Source organism: Streptomyces sp. x-80 (genome assembly GCF_046549095.1).
Classification (GTDB): Bacteria; Actinomycetota; Actinomycetes; order Streptomycetales; family Streptomycetaceae; genus Streptomyces; species Streptomyces celluloflavus.
In genome coordinates this window covers 545859-563908 of the sequence record NZ_JAJPWM010000002.1, presented here as the reverse complement: position 1 = coordinate 563908, position 18050 = coordinate 545859, and the positions used below count along the sequence as shown (strand labels likewise).

At 72.3% G+C, this 18050-nt stretch carries 19 protein-coding genes and 1 pseudogene; 10 read left to right on the top strand and 10 right to left on the bottom strand.

Annotated features, from left to right (window positions below):
• Positions 1-130 precede the first annotated feature (130 nt).
• Positions 131-1069 carry a mycothiol synthase gene (gene mshD, locus ACLJWH_RS05445; RefSeq protein ID WP_411140391.1) on the top strand — a complete coding sequence of 313 codons (939 nt, stop codon included), beginning with the start codon at positions 131-133 and terminating at the stop codon, positions 1067-1069.
• 276 nt (positions 1070-1345) lie between these two features.
• Here mshD and ACLJWH_RS05440 read toward each other — a convergent pair whose 3' ends face one another.
• The 3 genes from ACLJWH_RS05440 to ACLJWH_RS05430 all read right to left on the bottom strand — a co-directional run bounded on the left by ACLJWH_RS05440 (position 1346) and on the right by ACLJWH_RS05430 (position 3263).
• Entirely contained in the window at positions 1346-1588 is a 243-nt protein-coding gene (locus tag ACLJWH_RS05440) for a hypothetical protein (RefSeq protein ID WP_411140390.1), read from the bottom strand.
• The gene (locus ACLJWH_RS05435) at positions 1581-1850 is read right to left on the bottom strand and encodes a hypothetical protein (protein WP_411140389.1); all 270 of its coding nucleotides are present in this window, start codon (positions 1848-1850) and stop codon (positions 1581-1583) included. Before ACLJWH_RS05435 ends, ACLJWH_RS05440 begins: the two co-directional genes overlap by 8 nt.
• 276 nt (positions 1851-2126) lie before the next feature.
• A complete protein-coding gene (locus tag ACLJWH_RS05430) occupies positions 2127-3263 on the bottom strand; it encodes a tetratricopeptide repeat protein (protein WP_411140388.1) in 1137 nt (378 codons plus the stop codon).
• On the opposite strand from ACLJWH_RS05430, the pseudogene ACLJWH_RS05425 reads away from it, so the two are divergent.
• Positions 3262-3497 (top strand): annotated as a pseudogene (locus ACLJWH_RS05425) (putative ATP-grasp-modified RiPP). The gene ACLJWH_RS05430 and the pseudogene ACLJWH_RS05425 overlap by 2 nt on opposite strands.
• 120 nt (positions 3498-3617) lie before the next feature.
• Here the strand turns inward: ACLJWH_RS05425 and ACLJWH_RS05420 are convergent.
• Both ACLJWH_RS05420 and ACLJWH_RS05415 read right to left on the bottom strand, forming a co-directional pair.
• The gene (locus ACLJWH_RS05420; RefSeq protein WP_411140387.1) at positions 3618-3974 is read right to left on the bottom strand and encodes a DUF397 domain-containing protein; all 357 of its coding nucleotides are present in this window, start codon (positions 3972-3974) and stop codon (positions 3618-3620) included.
• On the bottom strand, positions 3971-4789 hold the full coding sequence (locus ACLJWH_RS05415) for a helix-turn-helix domain-containing protein (RefSeq protein WP_411140386.1): 819 nt from the start codon (positions 4787-4789) through the stop codon (positions 3971-3973). The genes ACLJWH_RS05420 and ACLJWH_RS05415 overlap by 4 nt, the downstream gene beginning before the upstream one ends.
• Positions 4790-5022: 233 nt before the next feature.
• On the opposite strand from ACLJWH_RS05415, the gene ACLJWH_RS05410 reads away from it, so the two are divergent.
• On the top strand, positions 5023-5655 hold the full coding sequence (locus ACLJWH_RS05410; protein ID WP_411140385.1) for a hypothetical protein: 633 nt from the start codon (positions 5023-5025) through the stop codon (positions 5653-5655).
• Positions 5656-5771: 116 nt separating this feature from the next.
• On the opposite strand, the gene ACLJWH_RS05405 is transcribed toward ACLJWH_RS05410, so the two are convergent.
• Complete coding sequence (locus ACLJWH_RS05405; protein WP_411140384.1) at positions 5772-6503, bottom strand: MerR family transcriptional regulator; 732 nt, start codon at positions 6501-6503, stop codon at positions 5772-5774.
• 55 nt (positions 6504-6558) lie between these two features.
• On the opposite strand from ACLJWH_RS05405, the gene ACLJWH_RS05400 reads away from it, so the two are divergent.
• Positions 6559-6837 (top strand): hypothetical protein, encoded by a 279-nt coding sequence (locus ACLJWH_RS05400; RefSeq protein WP_411140383.1) that lies wholly within the window; start codon positions 6559-6561, stop codon positions 6835-6837.
• A gap of 141 nt (positions 6838-6978) precedes the next feature.
• Here the strand turns inward: ACLJWH_RS05400 and ACLJWH_RS05395 are convergent, their stop codons facing one another.
• On the bottom strand, positions 6979-7428 hold the full coding sequence (locus ACLJWH_RS05395; protein WP_411140382.1) for a DUF523 domain-containing protein: 450 nt from the start codon (positions 7426-7428) through the stop codon (positions 6979-6981).
• 167 nt (positions 7429-7595) lie between these two features.
• Positions 7596-8198 carry a GNAT family N-acetyltransferase gene (locus tag ACLJWH_RS05390; RefSeq protein WP_411140381.1) on the bottom strand — a complete coding sequence of 201 codons (603 nt, stop codon included), beginning with the start codon at positions 8196-8198 and terminating at the stop codon, positions 7596-7598.
• Positions 8199-8303: 105 nt separating this feature from the next.
• Between ACLJWH_RS05390 and ACLJWH_RS05385 the strand changes: the two genes are divergently transcribed.
• From ACLJWH_RS05385 to ACLJWH_RS05365, 5 genes are all read left to right on the top strand, one after another.
• Positions 8304-9446: an ATP-binding cassette domain-containing protein gene (locus tag ACLJWH_RS05385; RefSeq protein ID WP_411140380.1), complete on the top strand. Its 1143-nt coding sequence runs from the start codon at positions 8304-8306 to the stop codon at positions 9444-9446.
• Positions 9443-10498 carry an ABC transporter permease gene (locus tag ACLJWH_RS05380; protein ID WP_411140379.1) on the top strand — a complete coding sequence of 352 codons (1056 nt, stop codon included), beginning with the start codon at positions 9443-9445 and terminating at the stop codon, positions 10496-10498. Before ACLJWH_RS05385 ends, ACLJWH_RS05380 begins: the two co-directional genes overlap by 4 nt.
• Before the next feature lie 302 nt (positions 10499-10800).
• Positions 10801-13089 carry an RNA degradosome polyphosphate kinase gene (locus tag ACLJWH_RS05375; RefSeq protein WP_411140378.1) on the top strand — a complete coding sequence of 763 codons (2289 nt, stop codon included), beginning with the start codon at positions 10801-10803 and terminating at the stop codon, positions 13087-13089.
• On the top strand, positions 13052-14434 hold the full coding sequence (locus ACLJWH_RS05370) for a CHAD domain-containing protein (protein ID WP_411140377.1): 1383 nt from the start codon (positions 13052-13054) through the stop codon (positions 14432-14434). Before ACLJWH_RS05375 ends, ACLJWH_RS05370 begins: the two co-directional genes overlap by 38 nt.
• Before the next feature lie 75 nt (positions 14435-14509).
• On the top strand, positions 14510-14941 hold the full coding sequence (locus tag ACLJWH_RS05365) for an NUDIX hydrolase (protein WP_411140376.1): 432 nt from the start codon (positions 14510-14512) through the stop codon (positions 14939-14941).
• 67 nt (positions 14942-15008) lie between these two features.
• Here ACLJWH_RS05365 and ACLJWH_RS05360 read toward each other — a convergent pair whose 3' ends face one another.
• Entirely contained in the window at positions 15009-16016 is a 1008-nt protein-coding gene (locus ACLJWH_RS05360; protein ID WP_411140375.1) for an aldo/keto reductase, read from the bottom strand.
• 160 nt (positions 16017-16176) lie between these two features.
• Here ACLJWH_RS05360 and ACLJWH_RS05355 point away from each other — a divergent pair, with 160 nt between their 5' ends.
• Complete coding sequence (locus tag ACLJWH_RS05355; RefSeq protein ID WP_411140374.1) at positions 16177-17067, top strand: helix-turn-helix domain-containing protein; 891 nt, start codon at positions 16177-16179, stop codon at positions 17065-17067.
• Positions 17068-17089: 22 nt separating this feature from the next.
• On the opposite strand, the gene ACLJWH_RS05350 is transcribed toward ACLJWH_RS05355, so the two are convergent.
• Entirely contained in the window at positions 17090-17941 is an 852-nt protein-coding gene (locus tag ACLJWH_RS05350; protein ID WP_411140373.1) for a class I SAM-dependent methyltransferase, read from the bottom strand.
• Between the last annotated feature and the right edge of the window lie 109 nt (positions 17942-18050).

Here is an 18050-nt window from a genome sequence, read left to right as displayed (position 1 = left end):
AACAGGGCCGCCGGGTTACGAGCTGGTTGCCGATGCGCACCGGGACGGGGCGCCGGAGCCGCCGGGGTGCCGTACCCGGCCGCGGACCCGGCACCGGTCACCGGACCCGGCAGGGTCGTACGCTTCGGGCATGACTGACGCTGCACAGGAGACGGGCCGGACCGGCCGCAGGATTCAGGTGGCCGACGAGCTCACACCGGAGGAGGCCGCGGCCGTCCTCGCGCTGATCGAGCGGGCCGCGCGTACGGACGGGCAGCCCGCGGTGTCCGAACAGGGGCGGCTACAGCTGCGGGGCGGACGGCGGCAGGGGGTGCGCCATCTGCTGGTGTACGTACCGGAGGAGGACGGCGAGGAACTCGTCGGATACGGGCAGCTGGAGGACACCGACCCGGTGGAGGCACCGGCCGCCGAACTGGTCGTGCACCCCGGGCACCGCGGCCGCGGCCACGGCCGGGCGCTCGGCACCGAGCTGCTGACGCAGTCCGGACGCCGGCTGCGGGTGTGGGCACACGGCGGACATCCGGCCGCCCGGCACCTCGCGCAGACCCTCGGCCTGACGCTATTCCGGGAGCTGCGCCAGATGCGGCGCGGGCTGGCGGACCTGGCCCTGGCGGAGCCGGTGCTCCCGGCCGGGGTGACCGTACGGACCTTCCGGCCGGGCACCGACGACGCGGCCTGGCTGGAGGTGAACGCGGAGTCGTTCGCCCACCACCCGGAGCAGGGCGCACTGACCCAGCGTGACCTGGACGACCGCAAGACCGAGGCGTGGTTCGACCCGAAGGGCTTCTTCCTCGCGGAGCGCGAGGGACGGCTGATCGGTTTCCACTGGACCAAGGTGCACGCCGAGGAGGGCCTCGGCGAGGTGTACGTGCTCGGGGTCCGGCCCGGCGCCCAGGGCGGCGGCCTCGGCAAGGCACTGACCACGATCGGCCTGCGCCATCTGGCGGCGCAGGGCCTGCCGACGGCGATGCTCTACGTCGACGCCGACAACGTACCGGCGGTCACCGTCTACGAGCGGCTCGGCTTCGTCACGCACGAGAAGGACCTGATGTACCGGTCGGAGACCTGAGGGGCGTCACGGGGCGGGTGCGGCTGCGCACCGACATGGCGGCGGCCCGCCGTGGTTACGGGGGGCCGCTGCCCCACACCGCCCCAGGCAGCGGAAGCCGTACGCGGACAACGGAACGTGACCAGACCCGGCTGATGGCCCGGCGGACCTTCCGGTCCGCACTGCTGCTGGTCACGGCGGACCGGGGGACCGACGGACCGACGGACCGACGGACCGAATTGACGCTGCGGCAGCCCGGTCCGCCGTCCGGCACCGCGAAGTCCGCGGCCGGTCGCGTCATCGACCACCTTGGACCGCTCTGCCAACGGAATCCCGCCCGGCCTCGATCAGGCGCAACGCGCCCGCCCAGTCCCCGGCGGCGAATGCGTCCCAGCTCGGCGAGCCCTGCTCCCTGAACGTCTGGCCGCGCTCGATCTTGGCAAGGAGACGGATGTCGCTCTCGTAGAACCGGCCGAAGTCGTCGAGGTAGTCCGGCCTCTTGAGTACCTCGCCGGAGCCGTCACGGAAGCACTCAAACACGGGGAATGTCCGTCTTCGCCGCGATGAGCATGCTGCGGGGGATGACCACGAGGCGTTCGTCCGGGCCGATGGAGACTCCGTCCGGCAGGCGCGTGCCGAGGGAGGCGGTGAGGTCCCGTCCGATCACGGCGATGTCGCCGTTCTCCAGCTCCCAGATGTCCGGGCATTCAGGGCCGGAGTTGGTGGTACCCAGCTCCAGGGCCGACTTGCCCAGACGCCTCTTGAAGTCCGTACCCGGGTCCGCTTCCCATGGCCTGCTCATGATGCCGCCCCTCCGCTGCCGCGTTGCGCCAATGTAGCAGTGGCAACTGATCAAGTACCGTGCTCAATAAGGCACTTGGGCTGATCGGGTGAAGGCTGCGGAGCCGTGTGGCCTGCTGTGATGTGTGTCGGGTTCAGTTCAGGAGACGGGGCAGGGTGTTCAGGGCCTTCCGGCCGGGCCCGCCCCTCGGCTTCTTCGACAGGTGGGGGCGTCGGCTGTGGTAGGCGCTGCGAGCGGGGGCGTCAGCTGTGATTTTCCCTTGCTCCGCGCGATGCTCTATGTCGAGGCGCGTGCGGCCAGGCGTTCCGTCAGCTCCTGCGTGGCGGCGGTATCCGGGATGTGCGGCAGGCGGGCGGTGATGTTGCCGACGGCGTCGTTGATGCGAACCGACTGCACGCCGTCCGCGCAGTCGAGGAACTCGTTCCAGCTCGCCAGCGCTTCGGCGGTGTTGCCGCGCTTGAGCTGGACCTGGCCGAGGTCGGCCAGGACGATCGCGCGGGTGCGCTTGCGGTCCAGCCCGTGGATGTCGAGGGCGAGGTGAAGGTGTTCCTCGGCGGCCGGCAGGTCGCCCATGGACGCATGGATCATGCCGGACTCGTGAGCCCAGCGGCCATGGCTGTAGTGCGAGGCCCAGGAGGCGCCGGGCTTGGCGGGCGCGTGCTCGATCGCGGCCTGGGAGAAAGTGAGCAGTTTGGAGGCGGTGGTGCGGTCGGCGTCGGCGGCCGCCGCGCGGGCGTAGGTGTTGCGGTAGTACGCCAGCGCCTTGGGGTTCTTCAGCTTGCGGCCCCGCTGCTCGCACGCCTCGGCGAGCCGTACTGCGGCCGGGATATGGCCGAGGTCGATGGCCTGGTCGGCCAGTCCGCGCAGCGCGGTGGCCGCGAGCTCGTTCTCCCCGGCCTCCGCGGCGAGCTTGAAGCTGTGCACGTGGTACCGCTGCGCCAAGCCCTGAGCCCCGGCATCCCGCGCCATCCACCCGACGAGTTGAAGGAGTTGGGATGTGGCGGCGAACAGCTCGCGCCCGACGCGATCGGCGTAGGCGCCGTCCAGCCAGGGCTTGACGTCGTCGATGAGGTAGCGCACGGCCAGGTGGCGGGCGTGTCCGCCGCCGAGCTCGGATGCGGCGTCGCCCAGCGCGGTGGTCATCGAGTGGACCGCGTTCACCTCGCCCATGCCCACCCTGACGGGCCCGGGTCGCTTCACGCGCCGGGTGACGGCCTCGGCATCCGTCAGGTCCAAGGCCGCCAGGCCGACGGCGGCGGTCGCGGTCAGAAACTGCCGTCGCTCCAAGTCGTCCCTCCCGAGGAAGATGGCCGAGGCCACGGTATCGCTGACCGGTGCGGGGTCTACAGCGGAAAGATCGATGCCTAAGACCTGCTCGATGTACGGCAGCCACTGTTCAGCTGCACGACCCATAAGGGGCCGTACCGACCGGCTGCCGGTTGGTCCGCCGTCGTACGCGGCCGTTGAGCTGGACGCGGCGACGCCGACCACCGTTCACACCGACGCCGCCGGCCAGCTGGTGGAGATGGGCAAGCACGGAACGTCGTCCAGGACGACTGGCCCTGCGTCGATGTCCGGGGCGGGGACGGGCAGAAACCGCAGCCGCAGACCCACGACGACCACACCACCGACTACGAGTCGGACTGACCGATGGCCTCCACCGTCCTGGTCGGCACCGCGTTGGAAGACGTCACCGCGCACGGAAAGTAGCGTTCACCAGCGACCGGCGGGCTGAACGCCTGGGGGTTGGGCGCGCTGCCGCGTGGGTCAGGCGGCGGGGAATTCCCCATGCTTGACGGCGGTGACGAACGAGGTCCAGCCGCTTGCGGGGAAGACGAGAGCCGGGCCGTCCGGGGCTTTGCTGTCGCGGACGGGGACGATGCCGTGGGCTTGGGTGAGGTCGGGGGAGAATTCGATGCATTCACCGCCGTTGCCTTCGCTGTGGGATGACTTGATCCAGGCGAGGTCGCGGGAGAATTCGATGCACTGGCCTCCGTTGCCTTCGCTGTGGGATGACTTGATCCAGGCGAAGTCGCGCGTGAACTCGACGCATTCGCCGCCGTTGGCGTCGCTGTAGGACGACTTGACCCACTGGGCGGTGGCGAGATCCAAGTCGGGGCTCATGCGCGATACTCCTTCAGCAGCGTGGTGATCAGGGCTAGTGATCGGTCCGGGGACAGCGCGTGTGCCCTCAGCAGATCGTAGTCATCCACAGCGGCATCGACCGTTTGTGCGGAGTCGTGCATCCTGCCTCCTACCCGGGTCTCCGTGTACAACACGGTGGGGGATTCCGGGAAGCGCAAAACGGTGAAGGGCAACGTAGACGTGGCTGGAACACCCGCCGAGAACGGCATGACCTGGAGTTCCACGTCCGGTGAAGCGGCCACCGTCAGCAGGTAGTCAAGCTGCCCGGCCATGACCTCGGCGCCGCCGACGACGGTTCGCAGACACGCCTCATGCAGGATGACCCATAGGAGAGTGTCCAGATCGAACACCGCACGCCGCCGTAGCCGCGCGGCAACTTTGTCCTCGATCCCCTCCGCAGTGGCCCGGGGGTTGGACGTGCGGAAGACGGCCCGCGCGTAGTCGTCTGTCTGGACGATGCCCGTCACGAGGTTCGTCGAGTAGGCCAGTATCCGTGACGCCTTCCGCTCCAGGTTGAGGTACGGGACGAACCACGATGGGTGGTCTCCTTCGTCGATTCTCCGCAACATGCCCGCGAAGAGCCCGTTCGTCCCGAACGCCAGGTCGCAGCCACTGGCGAACTTCGCGCTTGCCATCACCTTCCCGGACTCCACCATGCTGACGTACGCATCGGAGTAGCCCGTGGCCTTGCCCAATTGTTTCTGCGTGAGCTTGCGCCCCAGGCGCACCCGTTTGACGTCGAGTCCGAAGCGCTGGAGCGGATTCAAGTGCTCGGGTGAGGTCGTCTCGTCCAATGCTGTGACCTCTCGTTCTTGCGATGACGGCCAGCATCCCGGCAGGTCGCTGATTTCAGCGGTGCCGTTTAAGTGCCCCGATTCTATTGGACGTTGCGTTGTCCTGGTGACCAATTGGCTACACCCGGTATCTAGTCGGGCCAGTCGGATGCCAGCCCACTGCCACACGCAGGACCCCCGCGACGCGCGAACGTCCGGGGGCGTGGCCCTCAACCCCCATGGAGGTTGACGACATGCCGAACCCTAGCCGAAGGCAGGAAATCCCCGTCCCGTACATCACGGCCTGGAGCGAAGAGCGGGTCGCAGTCAGGACGCTCACGGTGCGCGGTGACGGTGCCGGGTTGTGCTATCGCGATGAGACACCGGTCGACCGGGATGCGCAGGGCGTGCTGTGGAGCCGTCTCATCGAGGCGCCGGGGTGCGGTAAGCCCAACTTCCGCTCGGTGCACCCGGTTCGACAGCGGCGGGCCGTGCTGGAAGGGCTGTGTCAGGTCTGCGGGGGACCGGCCGGTCGGACGTCCAAGGGATGGCTCTTCCTCCTCCCGCGTTCCGGCCCCGGCGAGTTGCCCCCGGGCTGGCCCGAGGGCGCGCACTGCACCAAACCGCCGGTCTGCGTCCCTTGTGCCGCCACCGCCGTCCGGCACTGCCCGCACCTGTCCGAGCCGGTCGCCGTCCGCGTACGAAAGCCCCGGCCGCGCGGCGTCTTCGGAGGTTTTCACGCACCTGGCGTCACCGGGAGGCTCGCCTCGTCGGACGACGGCTATCTGCCCTACGGCCACCAGCACACGTCCTGGTTCCTGGCCTCCCAACTCGTCGTCGAGCTGCGCCGCTGCACCGTGGTCGACCTCGGCTCGGAACGCGGATGACTCCCGTCCCGCCCGTTGCCCGCATCAGGCAGCGTTCGCACCGTCGTCCGCTGCGCGGTGCCGACTGATTTCCGCTTTCCGCAGACAGCCGGGAGCGTGCGCCCGTACGTGCCGAGTCACGCGGCCAGTTGTGCGCGAATGAGCGTGTCGAGTCGCTGCCATGCCGGGGACGAGGCGTTGACCGTGCCCTGGATGAGGGCGGGGATCTCGGAGGCTGCGTCCGGCTCGGGCAGTTCGCCGGGGCCGTAGCGTTCCCGGGTCGCCTCGGCGATCCGGCGGGCCAGGTCGGCGATGCGGGGATCGTCGGCGTTCAGGTCGTGCGCGTGGTCGTAGCCGAGGAAGAGCTGCCGCAGTGCCGGGTCGGCCAGGCTCTCGGCCTGGTCGTGGAACAGGGTGATCGCGTGGTCCGGGTGGGTGGCGAACACGAGGATCCACAGGTCGCGTTGGAGGTCCACCCACCGGGGCGTGAATCCCCAGCGGGCCAGATGCTCCAGATGGGCCTCGACCTCGGTGGGCAGCGGTGCCAGCTGCCCGGCGGCGAGCCGGCGCAGGCGCCCCTGCGTCGCCCGCAGGCCACGGATACGGGCGGTGAGCTGGTCGTCGATGTCGCGCAGCGCCTGCTGGAACTCCTCGTCGGTCGCTGCTCTCAGGTCCCGGATACGAGACAGGGGGACGCCGGCCTCGGCGAGCGTCCGGATCTTGATCAGGTCGATGGCGTCGTGCGCGCCGTACCGCCGGTAGCCGGACGTATCGCGGTCGGGCTCGGGGAGCAGCCCCTTGTCGTGATACACGCGAACGGTCTTGACCGACACCCCGACGTACCTGGCCAGCTGCCCGATGGTGATCACCCGGCCATCGTCCCACTTGACCCTTCCCCTGGGGCAGGGTTGCAGCATGGCGAACATGAATACCGATCGGGAGACCCTGCGCGCGCTGGCCGATGAGGGCAACGAGACCGCTCTGGACCGGCTGGCCGACCTCGCCGAGACGGCCGGTGACCTCGGGGAGCTGAGCGAGCTGCTGGACGAAGGGTCCCTGCGCGCCGGGTCCCTGCTCACTCGGCGCGCGGCCGCCAACGGTGACCTGCGCGAGCTGCAACGGATCGCCGACGCCGGGTACGACGAGGCCGGGAACGAGCTGGACCGGCTGTTGAAGGCACCCGTCGACGGGCATCGGGATTGAGGACCGAGGATCCGGCTGCCGTTCGCCACCGGTTACGGCGTCGCCAGGGCGACGTGGTGGTGCCCGCCGGAGGCACCGTCGTCCGCGATGCCGCTCACGATCCGGTGGCCGGTTGAGGTGGCCGGCCGGTCCGGGATCGCGTCACGCCCCGGGTGCGGGCCGCACGGCGATCCCGTTCCGCTCAAGCAGCGCCGCCGTCACCCCGTCTCCTGGCACCAGCTCCCCGGCGAACGAACCGTCGTAGACCACACCCCGTCCGCACGACGGACTGCGCGGCATCAACAGTGCCTCCGTGCAGCCTCCGTGCCGCGCCGCCGCGAGTGCGCGCCGTGCTCCGTCCACGAACTCAGCCGTCACGTCACGTCCAGTGTCCTCAACGACCCGTGCCGTCCCGTCGAGCACGTCGTGCCCGTCGCCGCCCACCAGCTCCGCGGGCCGCCGCGGCGTCGCGAGCCCGCCCGCCACCTCTGGGCAGAAGGAGACGACCTCGCGACCCGTCACTGCCTCCTCGATCTCCGAAGAGGTCTTGTGCTGCCCGTCGAACCGGCATGGCACCCCGCGCAGACACGCGCTGACCAGGATTGCTTCCATGCCGCGATGCTAGTAGCGCTTGGTTGGGTCGGTGCGGCGGTGGAGCTTGGCCGGCCGCACTGTTTGCCGTTGCCCTGAGGTGGGTGGATGGGCGTGACGACAGGTACCCGGGACCACGACGATGACGGCGAGGGCGCCGTCCTGCCGGGCAGCCGCTCGTCAGGCCGTTACCCCTCCCGCCCCTCCCGCCACTCGCGCGCCAGCATCGCGTAGACGACCTCGTCGCACCATGTGCCGTCCAGGAACTCGTTCTCCCGCAGGTGGCCCTCGCGGCGCATGCCGAGGCGTTCCAGGAGGTTGGCCGAGGCGGTGTTGCGGCCGTCCAACTCGGCCTGGACGCGGTGCAGTCGGAGGTCCTCGAAGCCCAGCTTCAGCAGGGCGCGGGCCGCCTCGGTGGCGTAGCCGCGGCCGGTGAAGTCCGGGTGGAAGACGTAGCCGATGCCGCCCTGGCGGTGTTCGCGGCTGGTCCAGACGAAGGTGACATCGCCCACCAGGTGTCCCGTCTCGCGGACGGTGACGGCGAGTTGGAGGACATCGCCCTCCGCGCGGAGGGTGGTGCGGGTCGTCTTGGCGGCGACGGAGGCGCGGGATTCGGCCTCGTCGAACGGGCCCCAGTACAGATAGCGGCAGACCTCGGGGCGGCGCTGGTAGGCGTGGATCGCGTCGAAATCGTCGGTGCGGACGGGGCGGAGATCCAGGCGTTCGGTGCGTATCGGGTAGTGCGGTGTGTACGGCAGCGGCGGCGTCGGTGACGCGGAAGGCGTGGGCACGGCGTCAGCGTACGCAGCGCAGGTTGACAGGTGCAGCCCACTTCCCTCACCCTTTCACTACTTAATTAGTGGAATGGCTGGTGGGGTGGCCAGGAGGAGGGGAAGGTGACGCGGTCGATGGGTGGCAGGACCGGCCGGGCCTCGGGGCGTACCGCGATCGAGGTGATCGGCCTCGGCAAGCGGTACCGCCGCCGCTGGGCGCTGCGCGACTGCACCTTCCGGCTGCCGGTCGGCCGTATCTGCGCCCTGGTCGGGCCCAGCGGTGCCGGCAAGACCACGCTGCTCTCGCTCGTGTCCGGGCTGATCAAGCCCACCGAGGGGGTCGTCCGGGCCGGCGGTGCGGACCCGGCCACCGCGTCCGGCCGGGCCCGCGTCGCCCACCTCACCCAGGGCAAGCCGCTCTACCCCCGGCTGACCGTCGCCGAGACGCTGCGGATGGGCCGCGAGCTCAACCCCGGCCGCTGGAGCGGTGCGCGGGCGGAGCAGATCGTCCGGGACGGCCGGGTGCCTCTGGACGCCCGGGTCGGCGCCCTCTCCGCGGGCCGGCGCACCCGCGTCGCGTTCGCCCTCGCGCTCGCCAAGGAGCCCGAACTCCTGCTGCTGGACGAGCCGCTGGCCGATCTCGACCCGCTCGGCCGGCACCAGATCGCCGGACTGCTGCTGGCCCAGGCCGCCGAGCACGGCACCACCATCGTGCTGGCCTCGCACGTGCTCGCCGAACTGGACGGGATCTGCGACTATCTGCTGCTCCTGGGCGGCGGGCGGGTGCGGCTGGCCGGCGAGGTCGATGACGTCATCGGCGCGCACGCCCTTCTGATGGGGCCACACCGAGACGGCGGGCCGCCGCGGGGAACCGCCGCCGGGCTGCCGCCCGAGATCGCCGCCCACACCGTCGTCGACGCACAGCTGACAGCTGGTCAACTCACCGCTCTGGTACGGCGAAAGGGGTCGTTCACCGGCCCCTGGGAGGCCGCGGAGCCGTCCTTGGAGGAACTCCTGCTCGCCTATCTGCGCGCGCCCGACGCGCCCGAGCTGATCGCGCCCAGCGCCGAACCGGTCTCGCCGCGGCTGCGCCACAAGCCAGGGGTGCCGGGCCTGCCCCGTAACGGGCCCGCGGCGGGGGCGGGTGCCGTACCGGTCACCCGGGCCGGGCCCGCGGGCCGCGGCACCCCGCACCCCGGCCGTCCGCCGGACGGTGCCGGACCGGCAGTGCACGACCATCACAGCGGCAAGGGAGCGGCGGCATGAGCACGACGGCACACCACGGGACGGGCGGAGCCGCGCGCACCGCGGACGACACGGACGGCACGGGCGGCGCCGGCGCGCGGGGCGGCCGTACACCGCTGCGCGGGCTGGTCTGGCTGGTCTGGCGCCAGCACCGGCCGGCCTTCGGCGCGCTGTGCGTGATCGTGATCGGCGGCGCCATCTGGCTCGCGGTGCTGCGCGGCCGGATGGCCGGGTTCATCGACGCCCACCACATTGCCGGCTGCTCGCTCATCTCGCTGGACCCGCGGTGCGAGGGCACCCAGTGGGTGGTCTCCGACTTCCGCGGCGCCTACGCGCAGTCCCTCCGGTACGCCGCGATGGGGCTGCTGCTGCTCCCGGCCGTGATCGGCGTGTTCCTGGGCGCCCCGCTGGTGGCCCGGGAGCTGGAGAGCGGTACCCACAAGGTCGTCCTGACGCAGTCGGTGAGGCCGCTGCGCTGGCTGACGGCGAAGACCGCGCTGCCCGCGCTGGCGGTGCTCGCCGCCACGTCGGCGCTCTCGGCGGTCTTCGGCTGGGTCTGGCAGGTCGGCGGCGACGAGGTGTCCGGCACCTACTGGTACTCCACGCTCGGCTTCAACGCGCTCGGCCCGGTGCCCGTCGCCTACGCGCTGCTGGCCCTGGCCGTCGGCACGCTGACGGGTCTGCTGCTGCGCCGTACGGTCGCCTCGATGGCCGTCACGCTGGGTGTCATGGCGTTCGTCCAGAGCGTGTTCGTGCTGATCAGGCCGTATCTGCGGCCGACCGTGAGCACCGTGTTCCCGAAGGGCGCGTCGGCCCAGCTGCCGGACAGCAGCTGGCCGCAGCAGCAGGGCCACGTCACCGGCTCCGGCGCCCGGCTGCCCGAGAGCGCGTGCGCGTCACCCGGCGATTACGAGGCGTGTCTGCGCAACCACGACGTGGCCGCGTCGTACTTCGACAACCACCCGGTGTCGCACCACTGGCCGCTGGCGTGGACCGAGGCCGGGATCGTGCTGGTCCTGGCGGTGGCGCTGACGGTGATCGTGTTCCGGGTGTTCAAGCGGCGGTTCGGCTGAGGCGACGCCCCCCCGGGCGCCGGTTCCGGGCCCCGCCCGAGGGCCGGGGGCCCGGGGACGCCGGGGGAGCGGGCCGCCCGGGTGTCCCGCCCTCCCCGCGTCGCCCAAGATCCGGTAAAACCCCGGGGAGTGGTGTCCCGCTTGCCTGGCCGCCATATCCGCGTTACCGGCGATTCAATATCGCTTGCGAGCATCGCTGAATGCAGCCCGCTGTGCCGAATACCCCCACCCCGAGGCTCCGTATCGCTCCGTTCTTCCCTTCCGACGCGCCCGGAATCCCCGGAGCGCGGAAGAATGAGGACATGAACCAGCAGTCCGGTTCCCAGGTCCCGGCCCGGCCCGAGACGCCGCCGGTGCAGCCGGCCGCGCCAGGGGCCGCAGTTCCCTCGGTCCAGCCGTCGGTGGGTTCCATCGCCGCCCACCGCCCGCACGCGGTCGGCGTACCGCTGCCCGAGCTGGAGCCGGACCTCGACGCCGACGCGGACGCGTACGAGGAACGGGGCGTCCTGGGCGCGAACGGCGAGGAACTGCCGACCGGCCGCTTCCTGGACCGGGAGCGCAGCTGGCTGGCGTTCAACGAGCGGGTGCTGGAGCTGGCCGAGGACCCGGCCACCCCGCTGCTCGAACGAGCCAACTTCCTGGCGATCTTCGCCAGCAACCTGGACGAGTTCTTCATGGTCCGGGTGGCCGGCCTCAAGCGCCGGATCGCCACCGGAGTCGCCACCCGCTCCGCGTCCGGCCTCCAGCCCCGCGAGGTGCTGGAGCTGATCTGGACGCGCTCGCGCGAACTCATGGCCCGGCACGCCGCCTGTTACCAGCAGGACATCGCCCCCGAGCTGGCCGAACAGGGCATCCACCTCATCCGCTGGCCCGAGCTGACCGAGAAGGAGCAGGCCCGCCTGTTCACCCTCTTCCGCCAGCAGATCTTCCCGGTCCTCACCCCGCTCGCCGTGGACCCCGCGCACCCCTTCCCGTACATCTCCGGCCTGTCGCTGAATCTGGCCGTCGTCGTCCGCAATCCGGTCAGCGGCCACGACCACTTCGCGCGGGTCAAGGTGCCGCCGCTGCTGTCCCGCTTCCTGGCGGCGTCCCCGCAGCGCTACGTCCCTCTTGAGGACGTCATAGCGGCCCACCTGGAGGAGCTGTTCCCGGGGATGGAGGTGCGCGCGCACCACATGTTCCGGGTCACCCGCAACGAAGACCTCGAAGTCGAGGAGGACGACGCGGAGAATCTGCTCCAGGCACTGGAGAAGGAGCTGATGCGGCGGCGGTTCGGCCCGCCGGTCCGCCTGGAGGTCGAGGAGTCCATCGACCCGGCCGTCCTCGACCTGCTCGTCCAGGAGCTGAAGATCTCGGAGGCCGAGGTCTACCCGCTGCCCGGACCGCTGGACCTGACCGGCCTCTTCGACATCGGGGCGCAGGACCGGCCGGAGCTGAAGTACCCCAAGTTCGTGGCCGGCACCCACCGCGATCTCGCGGAGGTGGAGTCCGCGTCCGCCCCCGACATCTTCGCCGCGCTGCGCACCCGCGACGTCCTCCTGCACCACCCCTACGACTCCTTCTCCACCTCCGTGCAGGCGTTCCTGGAGCAGGCCGCCGCCGACCCGGACGTGCTCGCCATCAAGCAGACGCTCTACCGCACCTCCGGCGACTCGCCGATCGTGGACGCCCTGATAGACGCCGCGGAGTCCGGCAAACAGGTCCTCGTCCTCGTCGAGATCAAGGCGCGCTTCGACGAGCAGGCCAACATCAAGTGGGCCAGGAAGCTGGAGGAGGCCGGCTGCCATGTCGTCTACGGACTGGTCGGCCTCAAGACGCACTGCAAGCTCTCGCTCGTCGTCCGCCAGGAGGGCGAGGTGCTGCGCCGCTACTCCCATGTGGGCACCGGCAATTACCACCCCAAGACGGCCCGGCTGTACGAGGATCTGGGGCTGCTGACCGCCGACCCGCAGGTCGGCGCCGACCTCTCCGACCTCTTCAACCGGCTCAGCGGCTACTCCCGGCGGGAGACCTACCGCCGGCTGCTGGTCGCTCCCAAGTCGCTGCGGGACGGCCTGGTACAGCGCATCACCAAGGAGATCGCGCACCACCGGGCGGACCGCCCCGCCTACGTCCGCATCAAGGTCAACTCGATGGTCGACGAGGCCGTCATCGACGCGCTCTACCGCGCCTCGCAGGCCGGTGTGCCGGTCGATGTGTGGGTCCGCGGCATCTGCGCGCTCCGCCCGGGGGTCGCGGGCCTGAGCGAGAACATCCGGGTCCGCAGCGTCCTCGGCCGCTTCCTGGAGCACTCGCGGGTGTTCGCCTTCGGCAACGGCGGCGAGCCCGAAGTGTGGCTGGGCAGCGCCGACATGATGCACCGGAACCTCGACCGGCGGATCGAGGCGCTGGTGCGGGTGACCGATCCGGCGCACCGCGCGTCCCTCAACAGACTGCTGGAGACGGGGACATCGGACACCACCTCCTCCTGGCACCTCGGCCCGGACGGCGACTGGACCCGGCATGCGGTGGACGCGGACGGCGTGCCGCTGCGCAACGTACAGGAAATGCTCATTGACGCCCGGAGGCGCCGGCGTGGCCCAGCGACATGATCTGCCGACCGGGGGGACGGCCGGTCCCCCCGGCGCCGGCATCGGTATCGGACACGACTCCGGCGGGGTGCCCCGCGCCCGTGCCGCGGTGGCGGACGGCCCCCAGGCGCGCGGCGGCGTACCGGACGGGCGGTACGGGCCGGCGGGTGCGTACGAGCTGTCCGGGGCGTACGAGCTGTCGGGGGCGTACGAGCTGTCCGGGCCGTACGCGCCGTACGAGCCGGCTGGGCCGGCAGGGCTCTCAGGGCTGTTCGGGCCGTACGGTTTCGACGAGCCGGGGCTCGGTGCCCGTACGGCCGGTGAGGTGTTCGCCGGGTATCTGCACCGGCACGCCGCGGACTTCCTGCGCAGCCTGCGGCTGCACCGCGAGAGCGGCTCGGACGCGGAAGGCGCCGGGGAGGCCGCCCGGCAGCTGCGCGGCGCCGCCCGCCGGATCAGCGCCACGCTGCACACCTTCCGGCCGCTGACCGAGGAGGCGTGGGCCGACCAGCTCCGGGCGGAGCTGGGCTGGCTGTCGGGCACGTTCGCCCGCGAGCAGACCTGCGCGGCCCGCCGCGACCGGCTGATGGCGGCGTTGCAGCGGCTCACGGGCCGGGGGGAGCGGGCCGGGGTCGCCGGCCGTGGCGACCGTACGGCCGCGGGGGCGGGCTCCGGGGCGCGGGCCGCCGGGCGGGACGCCGAACCGGATGCCGAGCAGGATGCCGGGAGCGCGCTGTCGGCCGGTGCGGCGCGGGCCGGGGCGCTGCTGGACCGCCAGCTCACCCTCGCCCGCACCCGCGCGCACTCCGCCGCGCTCCAGGCGCTGGGCTCCTCCCGCTTCCACGCGGTGGCGGATTCCGTGGCGGTACTCGCCTCCGAGGCGCCACTGGTCCGGACGGCCGCGGACCTGCCGGCCGCCGAGGCGCTGCCGCCGCTCGCCGGGCATGCGCACCGCCGGCTCGCCGAGGCGGTCGGCACGCTGCCGCTCTCCCGTACCGGGCACCCGTACCACGCCGACGCGCTGGCCGCCGACCACCGCCAGGACACGCCCTGGCACCAGGTGCGGCTGCTGCTGCGGCTGAGCCGCTACGCCCAGGAGGTGATCGCGCCGGAGCGCGCCGATGCCCGGCTGGCGGAGGCGGGCCGGGCGCTGGAGCGGCACCGGGACGCCGCGGAGGCCGCCACCGCTGCCGCCGCCGCGGCCCGTACGCCCCGCATCGCCCCGGCCACCGCGTACGCGCTGGGGGTGCTCCACGCCGACCAGCGGCACGAGGTGGCGGCGGCCCGGTTCGCGTTCGGCCGGATGTGGCTGCCGGCCCCCGCGCCCGACCCCGGTCCGGGGCACGGAGCGGGCCGGCCGGGCTGAGCCGGCGGTGGCTGGCCTGGCAGGCTGCGAGGGCACGGACGGTCGGACGACCGGGCAAGGGGAAAGGACGGAGACGTGACGGTGGCACAGAAGCCGGTACGGGCGGCGGGGTGTGTGCTGTGGCGCCGCGCACGGTCCGCGGCCGGACTGGAGATCGCGCTGGTACACCGCCCGAAGTACGGCGACTGGTCGCACCCCAAGGGCAAGCTGAAGCGGGGTGAGGACGCCGCGGCCGGTGCGCTCCGCGAAACGCTGGAGGAGACCGGTATGACATGCGACCTGGGGCCGGAACTCCCCACCGTCCGGTATCCGGTCAACGGCCGGCCGAAGGAGGTCCGCTACTGGGCGGCCGAGGCCACCGGCGGCTCGTTCTATCCGAACGCGGAGGTGGACCGGATGCTGTGGCTCCCGCCCGCCGACGCGCGCCGCGTCCTCACCCAGGAATGGGACAGGGAGCTGGTGGACGCCCTCCTCGACGCCCTCGACGTGACCCGGGGCGCGTCGTAACGGTGAGCGACGAGCGGGGCGGCGCGGCGCCGGGCCGGGCCGGGAGCCGGTGCGGGGGCGCCCGCCCTCAGCGCCGCCGCAGTGCCGGGTCGGCCACGGCCGGCGGTACGTAGTAGCTGTCCGCCCGGTTGAGATCGGTGCCCGGCGGCACGATCGCGTCGATCCGGTCCAGCACCTCCGCGCTCAGCGTCACCTCGGCGCCCTCCAGCAGCCCGTTGAGCTGGTCGAGGGTGCGCGGGCCGATGATCACGGAGGTGACCGCCGGGTGGGACCGGACGAACGCGGTCGCCAGATGCGGCAGCGACAGGCCCGCCTCGGCCGCGACCTCGGCCAGCGCGCTGACCGCCGTCGCCTTCCGCGCGTTCTCCGGGACCGACAGATCGAACTTCTGCGCCTCCAGCCCGGCCCGCGAACTGGCCGACAGATCACGCCCGGAGAGCCAGCCCGCGCTCAGCGGACCCCAGGTCAGCACGCCCATGCCGTAGCGCTGCGCGGTCGGCAGCACCGCGGCCTCCACGCTCCGCGCCAGGAGCGAGTACGGCGGCTGCTCGCTGCGGAAGCGGACATGGCCGCGGCGCTCCGCGGTCCACTGGGCCTCGACGATCGCCTCGGCGGGGAAGGTCGAGGTGCCGACCGCCCGCACCTTGCCGGACCGTACGAGGTCGGAGAGCGCGGACAGCGTCTCGTCGATGTCGGTGGCCGGATCGGGGCGGTGCACCTGGTAGAGGTCGATGTGGTCGGTGCCCAGCCGGCGCAGGCTGTCCTCCACCGCCCGGACGATCCAACGCCGGGAGTTCCCGCCCTGGTTGGCGTCCGGCCCCATCGAATTGAAGAACTTCGTGGCCAGCACGACCTCGTCGCGCCGCCCCTTGAGGGCCTTGCCGACGATCTCCTCGGACTCGCCCGCCGCGTACACATCCGCGGTGTCCACGAAGTTGATACCGGCGTCCAGCGCGCGGTGCACGATGCGCACCCCGTCGTCGTGGTCCGTGTTGCCCCAGGCACCGAGCATCATCGCGCCCAGGGCGTACTCGCTGACCGAGATGCCGGTGCCGCCGAGGATCCTGCGCTTCATGAGCCGCTCCTTCTCCGAATGGCCGGTGGGCACGGGCGCCGCGTACGGGCCGTGACCGGTGTGCGCACCACCTTGCTGCCCCCGCCGCGGGCGTACCAGGCCCGTCGCAGCCTGGGTCCGGCGGAACCACCCAACCGGCCGTGCGCCGCATACTGGACGGATGCTGCATGCGGATATCGCAATCAGTCCGTTCCTCAAAGCGCGCCGTGCGGCGCTCGATCCGGCCGACCTCGGCCTGCCGGACGGACTCGCCCGCCGCCGGGTGCGCGGGCTGCGGCGCGAGGAGGTCGCCCAGCTCGCCGGCATCAGCGTCGACTACTACACCCGCATCGAGCAGGGCCGGGCCCCGGCCATCTCCGACGCGGTCCTGGACGCCATCGCGCGGGCGCTGCGGCTGACCGAAGGGGAGCTGGCGTATCTGCGCAATGTGGCCGCCCCGCGCCGCCGCGACGGCCGCACCGACGACCCCGGCCAGGACTGCCCCGGCCAGCACGGACCCCACCGGACGGTACGCCCCGAGATCCGGCAGCTCCTGGACGCGATGGAGCACACCGTCCCGGCCATGGTCGTGGGCCGGGGCCTGGACATCCTGGCCTGGAACACGCCGGGCGGCCGGCTCGCCTTCGACCTCGCGGCGCTCGACCGCGGCCGGCGCAATTCGGCGCTGCTGGTCTTCCTCGACCCGGTGGCCCGCGCCCTGCACCCGGAGTGGGAGCGGATCGCCGACGAGGTCGTCGGCAATCTGCGCGCCGAGAGCGGCCGGCACCCCGACGACCCGCGGATCTGCGAGGTCGTCGACGAGCTGCTGGACCGCAGCGCGGACTTCCGCCGGCGGTGGGAGGCGCAGGCGGTGCACGAATGCCTGCGCGGCACCAAGCACATCGTGAACCCGCTGGTCGGCGAGCTCGTCGTCACCTTCGAGAGCTTCCGCCCGAGCACCGATCCCGACCAGCTCCTGCTGACCTACAGCGCACCGCGCGGCTCGGTGACGGAGCGGCGGCTGCGGGAGCTGGCGGCGGCGCCCGCCCCGGTACCGGCCGGGGCGGGGTAGCGCCTCGCGCGCCCCGGCCGGCTCACCCCCGGGGGGCCAGCGCCTCCCACCGCACCGTGACCTCGCCCTGGCGCCGGCGGCGCGGGTCGCCGGTGAGCGGCCAGTCCGCCGCCAGGGCGCGTACGGCGGCGAGCCAGCGCTGTCGCGCGCCCAGGGCGCCCAGCGGCGCGGCGCCGGCCCAGGCGCGGTCGAAATCGCGCAGGAAGGCGTGCACGGGCTCGCCCGGCACATTCCGGTGGATGAGCGCCTTCGGCAGGCGTTCGGCCAGGTCGGACGGGGTGTGCAGGGAGCCGAGCCGGGTCGCGAAGGTGACCGTGCGCGGCCCCTCGGGGCCCAGTGCCACCCAGACGTGCCGCCGCCCGATCTCGTCACAGGTGCCCTCGACCAGCAGTCCACCGGGCGCCAGCCGCGCGCACAGCCGCTGCCATACGGCGGCCACCGCGTCCTCGTCGTACTGGCGCAGCACGTTCGCCGCCCGGATCAGGACCGGTGCGCGGCCCGGCCCGCCCGGCAGCGGCACCTCGAAACCGCCGTGGACGAAGTCCAGCCCCGCCCGCTCGTACGGCCGGGCCGCCTCGACCCGCGCCGGATCGATCTCGACGCCGACGACCCGCACCGCGGGGCAGGCCGTACGGAGCCGGGCCAGCAGCTCCACCGCGGTCCAGGGCGCGGCGCCGTACCCGAGGTCCACGGCGACGGGATCCGCGCTGCGCCGCAGTTCGGCGCCGTGCTCCGCGGCGATCCAGCGGTCCATGCGGCGCAGCCGGTTCGGGTTGGTGGTCCCACGGGTGGCGGTTCCGACGGGCCGGCCGGACCGGACGGGTCGGGCGGGCACGGATGCCGGAGCGGCGGGGGCGGAGGAGCGGCGGGCCATGCCATCGAGCCTATGCGCCGGGGGCCGCCCGCCCGGCGGCTGGTCACGCTTTGGCAAAGTACGGAGTGCGGGCCCCGGACGGAAATGGATGGCCGGGTTCCGTTGTTGC

Coding starts and splice junctions, on each gene's coding strand:
- mshD (WP_411140391.1), top strand. CDS start 131: ATGACTGACGCTGCACAGGAGACGGGCCGGACCGGCCGCAGGATTCAG.
- ACLJWH_RS05435 (WP_411140389.1), bottom strand. CDS start 1,850: ATGAGCAGGCCATGGGAAGCGGACCCGGGTACGGACTTCAAGAGGCGT.
- ACLJWH_RS05430 (WP_411140388.1), bottom strand. CDS start 3,263: ATGGGTCGTGCAGCTGAACAGTGGCTGCCGTACATCGAGCAGGTCTTA.
- ACLJWH_RS05420 (WP_411140387.1), bottom strand. CDS start 3,974: ATGAGCCCCGACTTGGATCTCGCCACCGCCCAGTGGGTCAAGTCGTCC.
- ACLJWH_RS05410 (WP_411140385.1), top strand. CDS start 5,023: ATGCCGAACCCTAGCCGAAGGCAGGAAATCCCCGTCCCGTACATCACG.
- ACLJWH_RS05400 (WP_411140383.1), top strand. CDS start 6,559: ATGAATACCGATCGGGAGACCCTGCGCGCGCTGGCCGATGAGGGCAAC.
- ACLJWH_RS05395 (WP_411140382.1), bottom strand. CDS start 7,428: ATGGAAGCAATCCTGGTCAGCGCGTGTCTGCGCGGGGTGCCATGCCGG.
- ACLJWH_RS05380 (WP_411140379.1), top strand. CDS start 9,443: ATGAGCACGACGGCACACCACGGGACGGGCGGAGCCGCGCGCACCGCG.
- ACLJWH_RS05375 (WP_411140378.1), top strand. CDS start 10,801: ATGAACCAGCAGTCCGGTTCCCAGGTCCCGGCCCGGCCCGAGACGCCG.
- ACLJWH_RS05360 (WP_411140375.1), bottom strand. CDS start 16,016: ATGAAGCGCAGGATCCTCGGCGGCACCGGCATCTCGGTCAGCGAGTAC.
- ACLJWH_RS05355 (WP_411140374.1), top strand. CDS start 16,177: ATGCTGCATGCGGATATCGCAATCAGTCCGTTCCTCAAAGCGCGCCGT.
- ACLJWH_RS05350 (WP_411140373.1), bottom strand. CDS start 17,941: ATGGCCCGCCGCTCCTCCGCCCCCGCCGCTCCGGCATCCGTGCCCGCC.